Annotated in this window: 14 protein-coding genes; 4 read left to right on the plus strand and 10 right to left on the minus strand. The window is 41.3% G+C overall.

All coding sequences use genetic code 11. The features are described from left to right. Positions 1-4 precede the first annotated feature (4 nt). Together pfkB and fruB are read right to left on the minus strand one after the other, a co-directional pair. On the minus strand, positions 5-970 hold the full coding sequence (pfkB, locus tag A923_RS0118065) for a 1-phosphofructokinase (protein ID WP_017223099.1): 966 nt from the start codon (positions 968-970) through the stop codon (positions 5-7). After that, positions 970-2,127, minus strand: a complete 1,158-nt coding sequence (gene fruB, locus A923_RS0118070) for a fused PTS fructose transporter subunit IIA/HPr protein (protein WP_017223100.1) — start codon at positions 2,125-2,127, stop codon at positions 970-972. Before fruB ends, pfkB begins: the two co-directional genes overlap by 1 nt. A 280-nt stretch (positions 2,128-2,407) precedes the next feature. Between fruB and cra the strand changes: the two genes are divergently transcribed. Beyond that, positions 2,408-3,391 carry a catabolite repressor/activator gene (gene cra / locus A923_RS0118075; protein WP_017223101.1) on the plus strand — a complete coding sequence of 328 codons (984 nt, stop codon included), beginning with the start codon at positions 2,408-2,410 and terminating at the stop codon, positions 3,389-3,391. A gap of 51 nt (positions 3,392-3,442) precedes the next feature. Here cra and A923_RS0118080 read toward each other — a convergent pair whose 3' ends face one another. Continuing rightward, entirely contained in the window at positions 3,443-4,327 is an 885-nt protein-coding gene (locus A923_RS0118080; RefSeq protein WP_017223102.1) for a LysR substrate-binding domain-containing protein, read from the minus strand. A gap of 144 nt (positions 4,328-4,471) precedes the next feature. On the opposite strand from A923_RS0118080, the gene A923_RS0118085 reads away from it, so the two are divergent. Then, positions 4,472-5,227, plus strand: coding sequence for a TSUP family transporter (locus A923_RS0118085; protein ID WP_026006337.1), 756 nt, complete (start codon positions 4,472-4,474; stop codon positions 5,225-5,227). 78 nt (positions 5,228-5,305) lie between these two features. On the opposite strand, the gene A923_RS0118090 is transcribed toward A923_RS0118085, so the two are convergent. From A923_RS0118090 to A923_RS0118120, 7 genes are all read right to left on the minus strand, one after another. Continuing rightward, positions 5,306-5,614 (minus strand): S-adenosylmethionine decarboxylase, encoded by a 309-nt coding sequence (locus A923_RS0118090; RefSeq protein WP_017223104.1) that lies wholly within the window; start codon positions 5,612-5,614, stop codon positions 5,306-5,308. 70 nt (positions 5,615-5,684) lie between these two features. Continuing rightward, the gene (locus A923_RS0118095; protein ID WP_192810707.1) at positions 5,685-7,421 is read right to left on the minus strand and encodes a polyamine aminopropyltransferase; all 1,737 of its coding nucleotides are present in this window, start codon (positions 7,419-7,421) and stop codon (positions 5,685-5,687) included. A gap of 177 nt (positions 7,422-7,598) precedes the next feature. Further along, on the minus strand, positions 7,599-8,489 hold the full coding sequence (locus A923_RS0118100; protein ID WP_017223106.1) for a DUF350 domain-containing protein: 891 nt from the start codon (positions 8,487-8,489) through the stop codon (positions 7,599-7,601). An 83-nt stretch (positions 8,490-8,572) separates the two neighbouring features. Further along, complete coding sequence (locus A923_RS0118105; protein ID WP_017223107.1) at positions 8,573-9,565, minus strand: hypothetical protein; 993 nt, start codon at positions 9,563-9,565, stop codon at positions 8,573-8,575. A 118-nt stretch (positions 9,566-9,683) separates the two neighbouring features. Continuing rightward, positions 9,684-12,077: a fatty acid cis/trans isomerase gene (locus A923_RS0118110; protein WP_017223108.1), complete on the minus strand. Its 2,394-nt coding sequence runs from the start codon at positions 12,075-12,077 to the stop codon at positions 9,684-9,686. A gap of 229 nt (positions 12,078-12,306) precedes the next feature. Beyond that, a complete protein-coding gene (locus A923_RS0118115; RefSeq protein WP_017223109.1) occupies positions 12,307-13,869 on the minus strand; it encodes an AbgT family transporter in 1,563 nt (520 codons plus the stop codon). 384 nt (positions 13,870-14,253) lie between these two features. Continuing rightward, positions 14,254-14,874: a 3'-5' exonuclease gene (locus tag A923_RS0118120; RefSeq protein WP_017223110.1), complete on the minus strand. Its 621-nt coding sequence runs from the start codon at positions 14,872-14,874 to the stop codon at positions 14,254-14,256. 117 nt (positions 14,875-14,991) lie between these two features. On the opposite strand from A923_RS0118120, the gene A923_RS0118125 reads away from it, so the two are divergent. Next, positions 14,992-17,394, plus strand: a complete 2,403-nt coding sequence (locus A923_RS0118125; RefSeq protein WP_017223111.1) for a Lon protease family protein — start codon at positions 14,992-14,994, stop codon at positions 17,392-17,394. Between the two features lie 191 nt (positions 17,395-17,585). Next, positions 17,586-19,781, plus strand: a complete 2,196-nt coding sequence (locus A923_RS0118130) for a bacteriohemerythrin (protein WP_026006338.1) — start codon at positions 17,586-17,588, stop codon at positions 19,779-19,781. Positions 19,782-19,951: the final 170 nt, after the last annotated feature.

The raw sequence follows: 19,951 nt of genomic DNA on the forward strand, positions 1-19,951 counted from the left end.
TCCTTTATTCGCAAATAGTGATGCGTTCACTCAGGGTGATCACTTCATTTATATCGTTAACGCCAACACCCACTTGTGTCACAGCTAATGCTGATAACGCCGTGGCAAAACTTAATGTTTGGTTTTTATCCCAGTTGTTTAACTGTCCCCAGCACATACCGGCCACTAAGGTATCACCCGCGCCAACAGTACTCACTACGTCCATAGTGGGTGGTTTAGCCTGTAACCAGCCTTCGTGGTTTAGCCACATAACACCGTCAGGACCCAGCGATACCACAACATTAGTGATACCGGTACCAAATAGCTGCTCGGCAATTTCAACTACAGTTTTGTCCGCCATCGAGGCACCGTCAGCATCTTTCGCATCTTCGGCCCAGTGCGCCAACTCTTCATCATTCGGTTTAATGAGCCAAGGCTGAACCACAATACCGGCACTCAGCGCGGCATTACTGCTATCAAAAAATACTTTTTTACCCGCTTGCTGTAACTGGGCGATCCAATTAGCACATTGCTCGGGTGTCACACCAATCGGTAAACTGCCCGCGATCACAAATACATCGTGATCAAGCGATAAGTTAGCCAACATTGTTTCAAACTCAACAATTGCAGCGGCGCTGACGCTCACACCAGGGAAGTTAATATCACTAACTTGGCTGCTTGATTCGACTAACTTAACGTTAATGCGTGTAGCGCCTTGCACACGAATGAATTTATCGGTGATGTTACTACGTTCAAATAACTGGCAAAATGGCGCGGCGTTCTCAATACCTAAGAAACCGGTAGCAGTCACCTCAGCGCCAAGTTCCGCCAATACTTTCGCGACATTAACACCTTTACCTGCAGGTTCTAATGCGCAATGCTGTACTTGGTTTACTGTGCCTTTCGTCAACATCCGTAAATGCCCAGTTAAATCTAATGCTGGGTTTAACGTCACCGTGACAACTTTTAATTTGGTTAATTGTATGGTCATTATTTACCTTCACCTAATCCAGCTTTAATACCTTCACCTATGGCTTTCAGTGCTAATTCCGCATCACTACCATTTGCTGTAAATGTTAATACCTCATCACAACGCACGCCCAACGACATTAGTTTCATCAAGCTTTTCGCATTAGTTGATTTACCCGCCGCATTGGTCACTTGAATATCAGCCTGATACTGCTTGGCAATATTAACCAAAATCGCACTTGGTCTAGCATGTAAACCGTGACTATTATGAATGGTAAATGTTGCCGTCACGCCACTTGGTTTAACTTCTGTTAATAAACGGATGATAGTCTCGGCATCCGCATTAAATAACTGATTCACTTGTTGGTTATAAATTAAATCGACCACACATTGCATATTATCTAGATGTAGATTGTTAGCACTTGCTAACATGATAATACCTTCAACAGCTGAGCTATTTTGCTGTAAGGTCTTTGCAGGAGTCACAAATGATATCGCAGTAGCGGTGACTGATTTGGTTGTTTTCGCTAACCATAATCCTTGACCAAGATGGTAGGCTGGTGTGGTAATGGCATCCGCAACACCAGTATTATCAATACAATGATGATGTTTAAGTAACCCAGCTGCGACAGCGATCAGTTGTGATAAATCTTGCGCAGGAAAAGCCAATTGTATTAAGTCTGTGGTTAATAACGTGGCAGATTGCTGCTTACCTTCAAGGCTACTTCCCTCAAGAGCGCTACCTTCAGCACTTTTACCTTCGAGCACAGCAATAATCGCTTCCGCGCTATCGCAATCTTGTAATTGTTGCTCGATACCATCGGCGCTTAACACATGCGTAAGCTGTTTTAGAATTGCCAAATGTTCATCAGACTTCGCCGCAATAGCAATGGCGAGGTAAACTACTTGTCCCTCGCCCCAATCAACACCTTGTGGGTAATGGTGTAACTGCACACCGGTTTTATTGACTAAGTCACGTGTATCAACGGTACCGTGTGGAATCGCAATACCATTACCTAAATACGTAGAGTGCTGCGCTTCACGCGCCAACATGCCGTCGACATAACTTGCCTCAACGTATGTTTTATTTGCCAAGCTTTGCGCAAGGGCTTTAATGGCGTGCTGTTTGTTCGACGCCGATTGCTTTAATTGAATGTCATTAGTAGACAGTGACAACATAACTTACTCCATACTTCGGTAACTACATAAGCGACTTAGACTACATAGGTAAATAGGTAATACCGTAGCTAATAACGTATTTAACTCTTTGCGGATGAAAGCTGAATCGTTTCAGCAAAAAGCTAATTAAAAAGGCTGCAGTAATGACAAAATGATTATAAATGGCATTGCTGAAACCTTTCAGCTAGTATAGTGAAGTGTTTTTAAGCTGATTACAATTTTCAATAACAGATCATTTAAGAAACTTTGAGCAAGCGCACAGATTAGGAATGAAATAGCCATGACATTAGATGAAATAGCCAAACTATCCGGAGTATCACGTACGACAGCCAGTTATGTGATCAACGGTAAAGCCAGTAAGTACCGCATTAGCGAAAAGACCCAGCAGAAAGTAATGGCTGTAGTCAATGAGCATAATTATCGCCCTGATCATGCTGCGCAATCGTTACGCGGCGGCAGTAATCGCTCGCTTGGTTTAATCATTCCTGATTTAGAGAATAGCAGTTATGCCAAATTAGCCAAGTTACTCGAACGTGATGCCCGTAAAGCCGGTTACCAGTTAATCATTTCGTGCTCTGATGATGATCCCGATACCGAAATGAAAGTGGCAGAAACATTACTCAGCCGCCGTATCGACGCGTTGTTAGTCGCCAGCGCCTTACCTGCGGAACACAGCTATTACCGAAAAGTACAAGCTAATGGTGTGCCCGTTATTGGACTGGATCGGGCAATGGATGATGAAGTTTTCGCCTGCGTGATAAGTGAAGATCTAGAGGGAGCTTACGAGCTAACTCAGGCATTATTAGCCGACGATATTCAGTCCATTGGTTTAGTTGGCGCCGTACCTGAACTGGGCATATCCAAAGAACGTGAACAAGGTTTCTTGTCCGCCATCAGCCAACATGGTCATGGCGTTGAACCGTTAACCGCTTATGGTGATCATTTTAGTCAACAGCAAGGCCAAGCCCAAGTTCAGCAATGGATTGATAACGATACCTTTCCTGACGCTATCTTAGCAACCTCTTATACCTTATTTGAAGGTGTTCTGGATTGCTTGATACTCAACCCAAGTTTAATGGCAACGACCAAACTGGCTACCTTTGGTGATAACCGTTTATTGGATTTCTTACCCAGTAAGATCCAATCATTACCGCAGCAATTTGAATTAATTGCCGAACACGCGTTAAAGATGGCGCTTAATGCGGTAAATGGGCATAACCAACCAGGCGTTGAAGTGGTCTCTCGCAAGATTATCCGCCGCTAATCTCGTTGTATTGGTAGATCAAAACAACTGCTTTTATAAAAAACGAAGATCCTACCGATACGGTGCAAATAACGGTAATAGCCAGTCAATGAAACTCTGTACTTTCAACGGCAGTGGACTGGCTGTCGGCGTCAATAAATAATAACTATACGGACTAACAAAACCGGCTGAAAATGGAATGACTAAACTGCCATCGGCTAATTGTTGACTGACAAAAAATCGTGGAATAAGTGCCACACCCATACTACTCACCGCCGCTTGACTCAGCATATAGAAATGCTCCATACCAAACTTGTTATCTGTGGTGATAGTAATGCCGATATCATCAGCCCAAAAACGCCATAACCCAGGTCGAGAGGTATGCTCTAACAAGGTCATCTTGTTTATATCTTGCAGAGAGGTCATTTTCTTCGCCAGTTGTGGTGAACACACCAGACAAAGATCTTCATCCATCAGTTTAAGCACATTACAACCTTGCGGCTTTTTAGTCGCACTGCGTATCGCAATATCATATTGATGCTGGCTAAAATCAATCGCAAAATCACCAATAGACAGATCGACAAACAAATTAGGATTACTGAGCTTAAAGCTTTCTAGACTGGGGATTAACCAGTTAATGGTTAAACTCGGTAACACATTAATGGCGATACGTTGCGCCAATTGTGGTTGAGAGATAAGCTCTTGCGTGGCACTGTTAATCGTTTGCAGTGCGCTCTGTACCTTAGCTAAATAAGGCTTTGCCTCTTCAGTAAGCACTAACTTGCGGTGTTGACGAATAAATAAATTAACCCCTAGATATTGCTCTAATATCTTCACCTGTTTACTCACCGCACCATGGGTAACAAACAATTCTTTCGCTGCTAGCGTAAAACTCACATTTCTCGCTGCTGATTCAAAAGCACGCATGGCATTTAATGGAGGTAAATTAGGATACATAGTCATACTCATTTAAAATAGTGGGGATACAATGCGTGAGTTTTACTCACACTATAAAGAAGATAACTCCTTTGCACTGTACCTGCAAATAAGATTATATTGGCGACTCAAATTACGCAGGAGCACAGCATCATGGTTTTGGATATGTCGTTACAGTTATCAACAGAAATTGTTGGAATGTTATTTTTAGTCGCCGTCGTCGCCGGTTTTATTGACGCTATCGCTGGCGGTGGCGGTTTACTGACTATTCCAGCATTATTATGGGTTGGCTTGCCTCCTGCAACCGCACTTGCCACCAACAAACTGCAAGCCTGTGGCGGTAGCTTCTTTGCCAGCTTTTATTTTATTCGTAAAGGCATGGTTGATGTAAAAAAAATGAAATTCGCGATTGGTTGTACTTTTGTGGGTTCAGCCTTAGGCAGTATTGCCATTCAATCCATTGACCCAAGTATTTTGGAAGTGATCTTACCTTTTCTCATTCTTGCTATCGGTGGTTACTTTTTATTATCCAAACAAATTTCCGATGAAGACAAACATCAACTACTAACCCCTACCCTGTTTGCTATTACGGCGGCATTCGGTATTGGTTTATATGATGGTTTCTTTGGTCCTGGCACCGGCAGTTTCTTTGCGCTGGCGTTTGTATCATTGGCCGGTTTTGGTTTAGCAAAAGCAACAGCACACGCGAAAGTGTTAAATTTCACCACCAATATCGCGTCACTGTTATTCTTTGCATTAGGCGGGAAAGTATTGTGGGCGCTCGGCGGTATTATGTTGGTAGGCCAAGCGTTAGGGGCAACACTTGGCTCACGTTTGGTATTATCAAAAGGCGTTAAAATCATTAAACCATTAATGATCACCATGTCTATCGCCATGAGCTTAAAACTTCTTTTTGCTTAATACCGAAAGTACTATTTTCTTAACACCCAAAGTACGATGCGGTTAACAGCAAAAATGATGCAACACTGATTAGCCTATTTAAGTTGTCACTTGCCACTGATGCTGTTCAGCAGCAGCTTGCAAGTGTGTATCAAAGCTTGCTAATAAGGATGCAGAACAACTTGATAACTCGACATATGACTTGCCCTGTTCGGGAAACGTATGTACTGCAGCATGGCTTTCAGCTAACAACCACAGTGCGGTATAGCCCTGTGGTTGAAAATAATGTTCAACAAAATTTAATACGGTAAAACCGGCACGATTCAGGTCTACTGAAATGACCGCTTTAAGTACTTCGCTATCACAGCTACTTAACCACCAGCGTTGATTATATATTTTTGCTTCCATCGTTATTTTCACTTACTCAAATTACACTAAAACAACATAGTCACAGGGTATTCATTATGATCCTCTGCAACTAATTTTTATACAGTTCTGACTCCGTTTCCCACGCCGCACGGTTATAATCGTACAATATTCCAGAGCCTAATCGGTTAATCTCAATCGACTCCATTTTGTCATAAAAATTGCCCGGAAAAACAAACGACGCTAACAGGAATTGCTTATTTAGCCACTTAGATGGTACAGGCAAGGTATCGACATCACTAATACGCTGACTTGCCGATTTACCGCGCGTTGTCGCTATCGTCCAACCCCATTGACCAAATGATGGGATATTACGTTGGTACTGTTCTACATGTAAAAATCCCGCTTCTTTGACTGTTTTACCGATACTCAAAAAGGCATTTCGAGCATGATAAGGGGATGTAGATTGTATTGCTAATGCACCGTCTGGTGCTAATAATTGACGCACCTGATTATAAAAATAATCGCTATAAAGTTTATTCAGATCGGGATGATTAGGATCCGGAAGATCAATAATAATTGAGTCAAATCTGGCACCTTCATCCAGCAGTTTTTCCACTTGCAAAAATGCATCCGTCGCAAACAAGGTTAAGCGTGGATCTTGTAACGACGCCTCATTTAACCGTAACATACGCTGTTTAATTGCTTCTGGCGCAGCATAATCAACAGTATTGGCACCAAACAGCGCTAATAATTCAGCATCTAAATCTACCAACGTCACCGCTTCAACAGGCCAACGCAAGACATTACGCAGCGCCAAGCCATCACCACCGCCAATAATCAGCACCTTATCATGGCGATTAGACGCCATCATTGCTGGATACACTAATAAATCATGGTACAGCTGCTCATCCACACTCGAGAACTGCAAATGGCCATTAATAAACAAGTCAGTCACTGGCTCTGCGTGGTTTTTCAAATAACGTTCCGTCACCACCACATGCTGATACTTAGTCGATTGTGAATAAATCACTTTATCTTTATACAACACGCTGCTTAACTCGGCTAACCAACCAGTACCCAAGGTCAGAATAATGCCAAATAAAGCAACTAATAATAAGTGACAGACAAACAACAATTTAGCCCAACGGATCTTGTCTTGATAACGCCATAAAAACGCCAAACCAGCGATGATATTAAATAATGCCGTCCATGCCGCCGCTTCCATAATCGGTAAAGACAACATGATCAATACCCAAATAGCCGCGCCAATACCTGCGCCAATATAATCGGCACCGTAAATTGTACCAGCGTTGTTCTCTAAAAATCGGCCGTAAACTTGTTGACGCACTCGGGCAATCAACGGTATCTCCATACCAATAAAAATACCGAGAATTAAACCAAACACATAAGGCATGAATTTCGCTATTTTTTCTAGTTGTTGTGGCAGGTAACCATCCAGCACTACATTACTGGGTAAGTTAAACGTCGCCGATAATAACTGTGGCAAGCTATAACTCAAGGCGATCATCGCTGAAATAACTAAAATACAACTCATGCCGATTAAGGCAATTAGGGCTTCTAACCAAGCAAAGGCAGTAAAGGCATCTTTAAACCAACGCGCCATAAATGCGCCAATCCCCATTGCCACGATCATAGTACCTATCATCGCATAAATCGCGCTTTCAACTGACCCTAATACCCTGCCCGCATAATGCGAAAGCAAGTATTCATATATCAAACCACAGCCAGCAAGGATGATCATGACTGAAATTAACAGCGCATCATGAAACCATAACGAACGTTTACGGTTCTGGGCTTGTTTTGCTTTATTATCACTATTTACCACTGAGTGTTCCACACGAAGCCTTACTGTATTGGATAGAATGTATTGAAGATAGAATATACTGAAATTAAAAAGCTCAAACCCAATAAATCATCAGCGTCATTATCACTGCTAATCTATATCGAGTCTGAGCTATCAGTATTATTGATGATAGTTATATTACGCTGCTTACATAACGCGTTAACTACCGAGTAACGTCGCCATGGTTAAACCAATTGAAAACGATACCGTTGCCGAGATAACCGCAACACCGATGTTCTTTTGACGAATGACTTCATCAGCAATATCGATACCAGATAAGATCACTTTAATGGTAATCAACTGTAAAACAGCAAAAATAGCCACACTAACAATCGCTGAGAATGCCCAATATGTCAGGCTAAGACCGATATTATCGGCAGCATAGGGTGCAAGACCGGTTGCCGCAGTGATAGCCAAACCAGAACCGATTAAGAAACCCGCATAACGAATACCTACCGCCAAGTTATCATCTAAGATCAACTGCTGTAGACAATCGCCTGTACGCTTAAATAAACTCACTCGATACTTACTCACCAGTAACATAATAATATTAGCAACAACAAACGCGGCTATCACTACAGGTAAACCATGCCAACCTTCTGTTAACACCCATATCAACGCAGAACGCACCACAATAGCAACCGTAACGATATGGCCAAACTCAACAAATGCGGCGGTCACGTTGCCCTTTACGATCTCGTCGTGCAGGCTGACTTTTTGCAATGTCACTTTATCTTGGAAGAAATGACCGATTTTAATTAACGCAATCGCTAACAAGCCATAACCTAGCATTTGTGTGGCTTCTTCAAATAATGAATCCGCAAAATCACCACTGGTGACACCCGTTAATACAATTGCAAGGCCAGCTAACCCGGCTGCAAAGCTTATACCAAAGGCAAAATTATCACGTTTGGCAATCTCATCATTGGCATGTAAATTTGATACCCAACCTTTGATCATTTTTAAACTCACAAATAACGCAATAATGACAATAAAGTCAATAATCAGTGCTTGTGTCGTCCACATCGTCAATCCATCAAACTCGTACATACTCAATCTCCATAACTTGTTCTATCTGTTTGCTCAAAGCTATTCGAACCATTTTCAATGGCTTTCTATTAACTCACATCGGTCTATTTACCGCGACGTACACCACGTGATGTACGGCCGCCACTATTACGAAATGACCCGGAGCTGTTTGTTGCCTTAGTACCTGTCGCTTTATTACTGCTAGTAAACGATTTATTCGATTTAGAATAGCTACTCACCGTTTTAGTCGGCGTATAACTCGAACGGCTTAGACCAGCAGAGCCGGAACGTGTTTTCGCATAAGGCGAGCTAAATGACTGCCCTTTACGCTGAAATGATTTACGGGTTTTAGTTTCAACCGCCGCTTGCTTTACACTTTGCTTAGGGCTGGTATAACGTGAACGACCATAGTCATTGTAGTAACTATAACGACGATTTTGGCTCCAATTTGAATAGCCAACACGACCAGTCAAATCACCCAACATACGGTACATGCCGTACCACTGCCAGAAACTCGTGCCATTACTGCCACTTTGCCAGCCGCCGTAATTCGGATTACCAACCATCTGGCTACCGGCACCGTAATCAGCACCAGCGCCAGCACTTTGTTCAGCGTATTGACTAATGGCGCCAACACGCGCTAATTGGCCATCAGACATATCCGCTAACACGTTAATAGGATCGGTTAATGCATCATTAAACAAACTCGCTTTACTGGCATCTTGAATACGTGCAAGTTCATCCAGCAAGCCACCAGCATTATCTAATGTTACCGTCTCTGCTTTAACATCATTTAATCGCATTGCGAGATTTTGATATAAAGGTCCCTTGCGCGTTGCATCTTCTGCAATCAAGTTGGCGATACGGGTCAGTTCTGGTTTTTGTTGTTTTAAAACTTGCGCATACTCAGTCAACAATCTTGCATTGCGCACCGAGCCCGTTTCAATGCTAGACCCCAATCTGTTAAGACCGCTTTCTGCACTGGCAACTTGTTGGTTAATTGTCGTTTGCGTTTGTTCTAGTTTTGATTCACAGCCAGCTAATAGCTGTAAAATAAATAACAGACTTATTAACTTCCATGGTTTAATCATTGACATAAATGGACACCTATCTTACCTGTCGACTCTACTATAATTACGCCATTATTTGGCTTGTTAATTCCTTGCTACTGTACGTTCTAAGCATCAGAAAATCAATTACTTAAAACGTGCTAAATCACCTATTTTGTAAGCGATTATAATCTAATAAACCCGCGCGAATAGGCTGTAGCTGCTGATTCAACGCTTGGATCGTATCACTGTGTGGCCAAAATAGAGGATCAGAGCGTCTAACACCATAATAATCTAACCAAGCAGTATAGTCTTCGCCTGTTTTCATTGCCGCCAAACGCGCCACAAATTTGGGTAGTTGTGCGGCATCTACCGTTAAATACACACTAGGGTAATCACCAATAATACCACTGACAACCGTTAACGAATCCTCTGCCGGTAATAAATTAGATTCTTCATCAAGCAAACTGGACATATTACTGTGGGCGACATTTTTCAATAAAGTATAAACGCGCTTATCATCACCATCATTGACCAGTAATACGGCGATTTCCGGCAATTGATTAACCGGAGTACCAACCAACGCCATTAATACCTGCATTAACGCCACTTCTTGCAGTGGGGTACTTGGTTGCTGTAAAGCAAATTGGTTGGGTAAAACATCGGCTAAATGCGTCTTCAATAACGAAAATAGCTCTGCTTTATGATCTTTTGTTTGATAATCAATATTTGAATCTTTAGCGATAAAGTGTTCACTGCCTTCTAAATATTGTTGTAAGTTAATGCCTTCGTCACGATACCAATAATCATGTTCTTGCTGGCGGCTCTCTTTTGGTAACAGATTTAAAAAGTTAAACTCCGCTTCCATACGTAAAAAGTCCATATATAGTCGCGTATTTAATTGATGCCCGACATTGCCATACACATCAAAGCCAGCCACTAATAAATAGTGAATACGTTCCAGCAGCGGATAATCAATTAACCATGCTGTTTTAGGTTGCTGACCGACCAGTCCTTTAACCACAGTCGCGCTATCGAAATGACGGAATATAGTCAGCGCGGCATTGTCATTACCACGCGAGTTTTGGTTGTTTTCTGTCAGGCTGCTACCGTTCCACACCAGATGTAAGTCAAGTAATGTATCTTGATCGAATAATTGATTAACTTTACGTTTTTTAGCCTCGAAATAGGCTTTTTGAGCTTGTGAATATTGGTACCAAGTAACCACAACCGCGGCATTACTTTCTGATTCTGCCGGTAAGCGTAAGTGGTTTTTTTGCTCAGAAAGAAAATTATCACTATTAAGTCCAGCCTGCGCTTCTCGCGTGACAAAGAATACCCAAAAATGATCATCAATCACATTCACCGCAATTTGACCACGACAAACAGGGCCTTTGATAAAGCCCATAATGGTATTTTGCGCTTCTTGCAGCATAAATTTATAACGAGACTGTGATGGTATCGCCTCAAAGGTGATAAACGGATTAGAAGCGACTGTAGGCTTGTAACTCGGTAAGCTTTTAACGTCATATTGAGGTTGCTCAAAAATCTCTTTAAATGTACTCATGCGGGCCGGATTTAACGCATAAGGTAAATGCGTTTTCGCTAAAATAGTTTCACGTTCACGCTGTAGACGGTAATACACCCGTGTTGTTTTTGGATCGTCATACGGTCGACGCGTGGCAATAATCTCGATAGGCATGCCCGGAGGGGTTGCCGAACGAACTAATTTAAAATAACTTGGCTCTAACTCACTAAAATATAAATGGGATAAGAATAAATGCTCATAAATATAACGACTGACAAGCTGACTTTTCAGTGATTGTTGATTTAGCCATTTTTCCCAATACCTCACTTGTGTAAGGTGAGCATCAGAAAGTGCCGGTAAGGATGACATTTTAGCACCACTCGATAACCAAGATGCCAGCAAGTTAAACTCACCATTGCTTAATGCAGGTAGCCCATATGGCATGCCGCCTTCAGGATGCTGTAGTGCGTAATCATCAAACTCCCCTATCGTGCTGCATTGCTGCTGCCGATTAAGTGAAAAGTCATAACGTTCAGGTAATACTTTTGCTGATACCGATTTCCCATGCGATTTATCAAGTAGCGCATCACGTTGTTTTAATGCTAATGAACGATACAGTACGCTGGCCATCAAGTTGGCTTCCTCGACTTGTTTACGTTCATTTAATACCGCAGAGAAACCTTGTTCACGCCACGCTTGCGTTGTCGTAGCATCTTCATATAGTCGCGTTGGGGGAACAGCCAATAAACGTGAGCCACTATGAACTAACGACTTACTCAATCCCCGCTCAATGCCTTCAGGAGACGTTAACTTTAGCTGGCATGGGGCGTCATAACAGCCATGACAGACCACACAACGTTGGTTAAGTAAGGGTTGCACTTTATTAAGATAAGTGGATGCTTGCGAACTTAATGGCTCCGCAGTGCGATCCTGTATTTTTTCAGCACCATACATTACATCGTAATTAGCCACGACCACTGCAGCACAACCAGATAGAAGAATAAATAAGACAAAAACAACAGAGCGAGACATTAGTATCCTTTCATAACCGCCAGCATTTAATAAGAAAATACGAAGTACTAAGATTACTTATAAAATATGAGATTGAGCATAATATACCGAGCCAAGTTACAAATACAAGTTGGCTACTGCCAGTGGCGGTTATCTAATCAAGCACATAAAAATAAAGCTAATTTAAGTATATGCTTAAATTAGCTTCATGTTATTTTACTAAACGCTTTGTTCAAAAAGCTAGAATTAACTAGCCCATGCTATAAGTGTAAGGTGCTTGAATACCCAGTGGGATACCGAGCGCCCAATAACCCAGTAAGAATATTGTCCAAGCGATTAACATCGCAATCGAGTAAGGCATCATTAATGCTGCCAATGTACCAATACCTGAACTCTTCATATAACGTTGTGTGTAAACAACTACTAGCGGGAAGAACACCATTAATGGTGAGATGATGTTAGACACAGAGTCACCTACACGGTAAGCCGCTTGGGTTAATTCAGGCGATATACCAACAGCCATTAACATAGGCACAAGTACTGGACCGATTAATGCCCATTTGGCTGATGCACTGCCCACTAATAAATTAACAAATGCTGTCAGTAAAATCATGCCAACAATCGTTATTTGACCTGGCATGTCCATTGATTTAAGTAAATCAGCACCAGACAGCGCTAATAATGTACCCAAGTTTGACTGACCGAATGCTGCTAAGAACTGCGCACAGAAGAACGCCATGACAATATAGCCGCCCATGGTACCCATAGTTGCCGCCATTGCTTTAATAACGTCGTCACCTGATTTAAACGAACCAGACACACGGCCGTAAACAATACCGGGAATAATAAACAACACAAAAATAAGCGGTACAATTGATTGCATAATTGGCGCGCTGAATGATGTTAATTCACCTTCAGGTGAGCGCAGCGGTGACGTTTCAGGATAAAGCGCAACAACTAATGCCACAATACCCGCAACCATAGTCCAACCAGCATAGCTAAACGCTTTTGATTCTGCAGCAGATAACACAGCTAAATTAGGTGCTTGCTCTGCGTCTTCATCAACTGGCGTTGCAGCAAGACGAGGCTCAATGATTTTCTCTGTCACATACCAACCAACACACACAACCAAGATTGAAGATAAACCCGTAAAGAAAATATTGGCCAGTGGGTTAACAATATAAGCAGGATCTAATACCTGAGCTGCAGATTGGGTGAAACCAGCGAGCAGAGGATCAATACCAGATGGGATAAAGTTAGCCGAGAAACCACCAGATACACCGGCGAATGCTGCCGCGATACCCGCTAACGGGTGACGACCCGCCGCATGGAATATCACACCACCCATCGGGATCACTAACACATAACCAGCATCAGCCGCGGTATGTGAAATGATAGCGACTAAAATCAACATTGGTGTTAATAGCTTCGCTGGTGTGAAGTTAAGCATTTTCTTCAAACCAGTATTAATAAAACCAGATGCTTCTGCCACACCAAGTCCTAACATAGATACAAGTACAATACCTAACGGCGCAAAACTGGTAAATGTGGTGACCATATTAGCGAGAAAAGAGGCCAGTGACTGACCAGTGAGTAAATTATTCACTACAATTGCTTGACCGGTAATCGGATGGATCATGCCAAAGTCAAACTGTGAAAATAACGCCGATAATAGCCAAACAATGACTAATCCCCAGAAGAACAGAATTGCAGGATCTGGAATTTTATTCCCAGCTCGTTCAATTAGATTCAAAAATTTATCCATTGCCCCAGAGGGTTTATCAGCTGCTTTTACCACTGCTTGCTTACTCATTATTACTCCACCGTTATTCGCTAAGTTCGATTCAAAAGCAAAAATAATAGCTAAATAATGGCAATATACAAGAGTATAGTGAAGGCAATTACGTCACTTAAAAGTACACATGTATAACTGAAGAGGTATGTCAGAGCTATAAGCCACACTCGCACAGCTAAACCTATCAATACGTTATATAACTTCACTAAAATTTAAATATCGATATTTATACCTAATATCTAGGCAGTTTAAAGCTATGTAAATTATTTACGTCGTAATTCAACCTGTACGACTAACCATCATTACTTAGTTATATTTAATACATCAAAATAATAAACACTGTATTTAACTAAGCATTACGTCAGGTGAAATGACACGTTAATCTCAACTTGGTAGTGACAATTATTGAGTATAACGACGCAAAAAACTATCTACTGATTTTTTCGGTGTTTTAACTAACTTCTGTAACAACGGAAAAGGAATGCTAGCTAAGCGATAACGTGATTTAATTTCATCTAACATCACTAACCAAAGTTTAGTCGTCATTTCCGAATCAAATAACGCTCGGTGAAAACCACCATCTGACGGGATATTGGTATATTTAATGAGTTCACCCAATTTATGGCTCGGGGCATCTTGAAAAATACGTCTTGCCACCAGCAGTGAACAACTAAACTCACCATCATAACCGCGACCAATACGAGTCAATTCAGCATCTAAAAAACGTTTATCAAATGAGGCATTATGGGCTACTAAGTTGTAACCTTGAATAAAATCAGCAAAACGGTGCATGACTTCCTCACAAGGGGCTGCGTCTTCAAGCATGAGATTGGTAATACCCGTATAATCGGCAATGAAACTGCTGACACGACGGCCAGGATGCATCAACTCTTGAAAACGGTCAGTGATCTTACCATTTTCAATTTTTACCGCACCGATCTCAATCGCGCGATCGCCCATATCAGGAGATAATCCAGTGGTCTCGAAATCCAATATAATAAGGGTGTCAGCGTTTACTATCATTCCTATTTTCTCTCTCGTTGTAACTTAAAATCTGGTCGTGAAGTATAAAACAGTATGCTCAGACAAGCGATCTATGTCTACACTAGGGGTAATAGCTGTTTTATAAGAGGGAACTGTATGCCGATAAAACCTCTAAGTTGTAACCAATTGTATAGGACTTCAACACTCACCGAGCTTGCCGTTGATTGTAAGTCAACCAAACACCTACAACCTCTCGATCAAATTATCGGCCAAGACCGTGCCCAGCAAGCGGTCGAATTCGCCATGTCGATAAAAGAAAAAGGCTATAACATCTATGCCCTTGGCCACAACGGTCTCGGCAAACGCACCATGATACTACGCTATCTCAACCGTCATGAGCCAAGCAGTAATAACCAAGCCGTTTTTGACTGGTGTTATACCGTTAATTTTGATGAAGCCCGTCATCCCAAACTATTAAAACTGCCTGCGGGTACTGCGCATCAATTTAAAAAAGAGGTCGAAACCCTTACCCTGCGCTTAGTCAAAGCGCTATCGATGGCCTTTGATAACGAAATCTATTTCGCTCGCTCTGAGAAGCTGAAAAACCAATTAGAAAATAAACAAGAAGCAATATTACAAGACCTCACAAAGTCCGCCGAGCAACATAGCATTAGCTTAACATTAACGGTGCAAGGTGATTACCAGCTCGTTGCCATGAACGACAAAAATGAAGCCTACTCTGAAGCCGATTTTGACGCGTTAACGGACAGTCAAAAAAAGCGTTTTGAAACTAAAATTACAGAATTAGAAATAAAGTTACGTGACATTATTCGTCAATTAACCATTTGGGAAGAAGAGTTCACCGATAAGATCCAAAAACTGGATGAACAAATCGCACAGGACGTATTAGTCCATTGCACCACACCATTAAAAGAAAAGTACAATCATTTACCCGAGGTGAAAACACATCTCATCGCGATGAATAAAGACATATTAGACAACCTTGATATCTTTGTTGAAGACAGTGAAGATGATATTACCCTGGCTTATGCCGCGTTAGACAAAAAAATGCCGCGCCGCTATCAAATTAACGTGCTTGTGTGCCAAGAAGCAAATGCCTTCCCTATCGTGGTGGAGGAAAGTCCCAATTACCATACTATTTTTGGTTATATCGAGAATGCCACGTTCAAAGGTACTGTATTTACCGATGCCTCTTTGATCCGTGCAGGTAGCTTACACCGTGCTAATGGTGGTGTGTTAATGATTGACGCGGTCAAAGTACTTGAGCGACCGTATGTTTGGGATGGCTTGAAACGCGCCTTACGCGCTAATAAATTAAGCCTTAGTTCACTGGAAAGAGAAGTCAGTTTATCGGGTACTATTTCACTTGATCCTGAACCAATTCCACTTTCGGTTAAGATCATCTTGTTTGGTGATTATCAGACTTATCAGCTACTACAGCAATATGATCCTGAATTCAGAGAATTATTTCGTGTTACCGCAGATTTCGAAGATGTAATGCCCAGAACCGACATAGCAGAAGCAAACTATGCTAAGTTCATATCCAGCATTGTCCACGACAACAATATGCTGCATTGCGACCGTAAAGCCATGAGCAGGATCATCGAGTACAGCTCACGCCAAGCGGAAGATCAAGATATGCTCTCTTTGCATTCTGTGGATATTGCCAACCTATTACGTGAAACTAATTACTGCGCCCGCCTCGCCAATGCCACTCTTATTCGCCATCATCATGTTGAACAAGCACTGGCCAATAAACAGCAGCGAGCCGGTCGATTACAAGACTATTTATTACATAGCTTCATGAATGGTTCCACGCTCATTGATATTAAGGGACACGTGGTCGGACAAATTAATGCACTTTCAGTTATTGCCACATCAGATAGTCAATTTGGTATTCCGGGTCGCATTACCGCGACAGCTTCTTTTGGCGAAGGTGAAATTTTCGATATTGAACGACAGGTCAAACTCGGGGGTAATATCCATTCTAAAGGGGTGATGATTCTATCCGCTTATCTTGCGTCAGTATTTGGCCAAACTGCAATCATCCCACTCACTACACGCTTAACGTTCGAGCAATCTTACGGTCAAGTCGATGGTGACAGTGCTTCACTCGCCGAATGCAGCGCCATCATCTCGGCATTTTCACAGGTCCCCTTACGCCAAGACATTGCCATCACCGGATCCATGGATCAGTTTGGTCATGCTCAGCCTATCGGTGGCGTGAATGAAAAAATAGAAGGTTTTTTTGATGTTTGCTCATCGATTACAACATTATCAACACAAGGGGTTATTATTCCACGTTCTAATGTGCATAATCTCATGTTAAGGAGTGATGTAATTGCAGCTGTTGAGCAAGGTTTATTCCATATCTGGGCGATTGACCATGTCACCGAAGCCATAAACTTACTGACGAATATAATCGCGGGGTCGATGAACAATAAAGGCGAATACGCACACAATTCGGTTTTTGGCATTACCCAAACCCGATTAATCAACCTACGAAAAGATAATAATAGCGCGAACTCAAATACATAACTGCTACAACCTGAATGAATGAGTGACAAGAATCACATTGATCACTCTACCTATTTTCCACTAAGTTAAATAAATATGAATAATGATAAATAAACCACTCATTTAGGATTAGTTTTTGGTTAAATATGTTGACATAGATTAATGAAATTTTATACTGCAGCTTGTTTAATTAATGGTAAGTGGTCGCTCTGATGATCAGTCTAAAATGGAATGAAGACATGTGTGTTGGTATCGAGGAAATTGATACCGACCATAAACAGATCCTCGCGATTATTGCCACTATTATCGATGCGATTGATAACAACGCCAACACCGAAGCGATTGAGAAACACTTTGCAGCGCTTACCGTTTGTGCGACGTCTCATTTTAAACGTGAAGAAGCATTAATGGAGACAATGGCGTTCGACGATTTTATTGAACATCAAAAAGGCCACCAAGAATTTTTACAACAGCTCCCCGAATTAAAGCATCAACTTTTATATTCAAATAACATTGATGCAGCAGAGCACGTTAGTCAGTTTTTATATGATTGGGTCATTGAGCATATTTTCATTTCAGACATGGATTATGTGCATGCTTTTCACAATGAAACAAAACATAAAATTTCATTGAAAGCCATATTCCAGCGTACATCTGAATGGCTAAGTCATCGCATCAATATTTCGACTCGCGTGCTAATTACCTCGGTATTACCGATCATTGGTATGTTATTACTCAGCTTCATCGCGATTAAAGACAATTACCAACAATACAAAAATATGCAGCTGTTAGAGAATCTCACGCAAATAGTCCAGCAAGTAAACTCACTCACACATAACTTACAAATTGAACGAGGGTTACAGTCAAGCTACATCAGTTCAAACTATAAACGTTTCTCTGAGGCTCTCACCGCGCAACAACACAAAAGTAACAATGAAATATATACATTCACAACGCTACTCAATTCACGCAAAGCGTTATTAACAGAACCGATGTTAATAGAGTTTATTAACTCAACTAAAATTGATATTGCCGAGTTGATCATATTTCGAAGTGGTTTAAACAATACCGACATGACCAGTGAACAAATGTTAGCAGGTTATAATGAGATTATTGCCAAACTGTTGGCCCGTGTGAATCGTTTATCGCATATCAAAATGGATGCCGAGTTTGCCAATAATATTACCGCGATAAATGCCATCGTAGGATTAAAAGAGATTCTTAGTCAACAGCGAGAAATTGGTACACTGCTGATCGATGATGATCTATCCAAATATGAATTAAGACACAGTGAACGTTACAAACAACTATATATGCAACTCGGTATGCAGCTTAACGCTATTTTCATCTTTAATTACTCTTCCACACCAGAGCAACAACAGGCTTGTGGTCAGTTATGTAACATAGCAGAACACAAAGCATTTATTGATAACACCATTGAAGACTTCATGATCCAGCCCGAGGTAAATCAAAACAGTCAATTTTGGTTCATTCAACTAACAAATCGCACTGATGATATCAAAATAGTAACGGATAAAATAATCAATGATCTCGACGTTAAAACACAATTAAAACTCAAAACGTTAGAGCAACGATTTTACCTCGTGATCATTATCATCAGCAGTATTGTCATCTTTAACACTTTCGTTTTCACCATCCTCTATCACAGTGTTATCACCCCTATTCGCCGTATTACTTATGCGTTAAAACAAGTGACATTAGGCCGCTATAACCAGCAAATGAATGAATGCACATCGAGTGATGAAATTGGCGCTATGTACGGAGCTTACGAAACATTACGCAGAAAGTTATTACAGGCTGACATGTCAAAAGATATTATCAAACGTCAGCAACAATCACTGTTAGATCGCCGAAAAGAACGAGATAAGTACCGTGAACTCGCATCAAGAGATACGTTAACCGGAGCGCTGAATAGACGTAAATTTAACTTAATCCTAAAACAAGAAATTGGTTTTGCCAAACAAGATAAGCAAAAATTGTCATTATTATTACTCGACATTGATCACTTCAAGAATATCAATGACGCTTATGGTCATGGCGGTGGCGATCAAGTATTACGAGATTTCTATGATGCCTGCTTTAGTAGTGTTAAATCATCCGATATCGTCGCCCGTATTGGTGGTGAAGAGTTTGCCATCTTAATGCCAGAAACAAACAGCACACAAGCACACATCATTGCCGAGCGAGTTCGCCATAATATCAGCAAATTACAAGTGCCTTATGGTGCCGATAATATTCGTCTAACCGTCAGTATTGGTCTTGCACAATGGCATGAGCACGATTCATTTAATACCGAAGAATTTATCTCACATACAGACAAGGCGCTTTACCAGGCAAAAGGTGAAGGTCGAAACTGTGTTGTCGCAGCATCCTCGTCATTCAAATAAACCTATTGTAGTGACGTAAAGATATTATTTAAGCCTTTATCACTCATTACGTCTAAAAAAAACATAAATTTAACGTACAAAAAAGCGGATTTACTCAAAAGAGTAAATCCGCTTTTTATTATCTATTTTCAAAGCATTACATAGTCATTAATTCACCCCGAATTAATGAC

Source organism: Moritella dasanensis ArB 0140 (genome assembly GCF_000276805.1).
GTDB lineage: Bacteria > Pseudomonadota > Gammaproteobacteria > Enterobacterales > Moritellaceae > Moritella > Moritella dasanensis.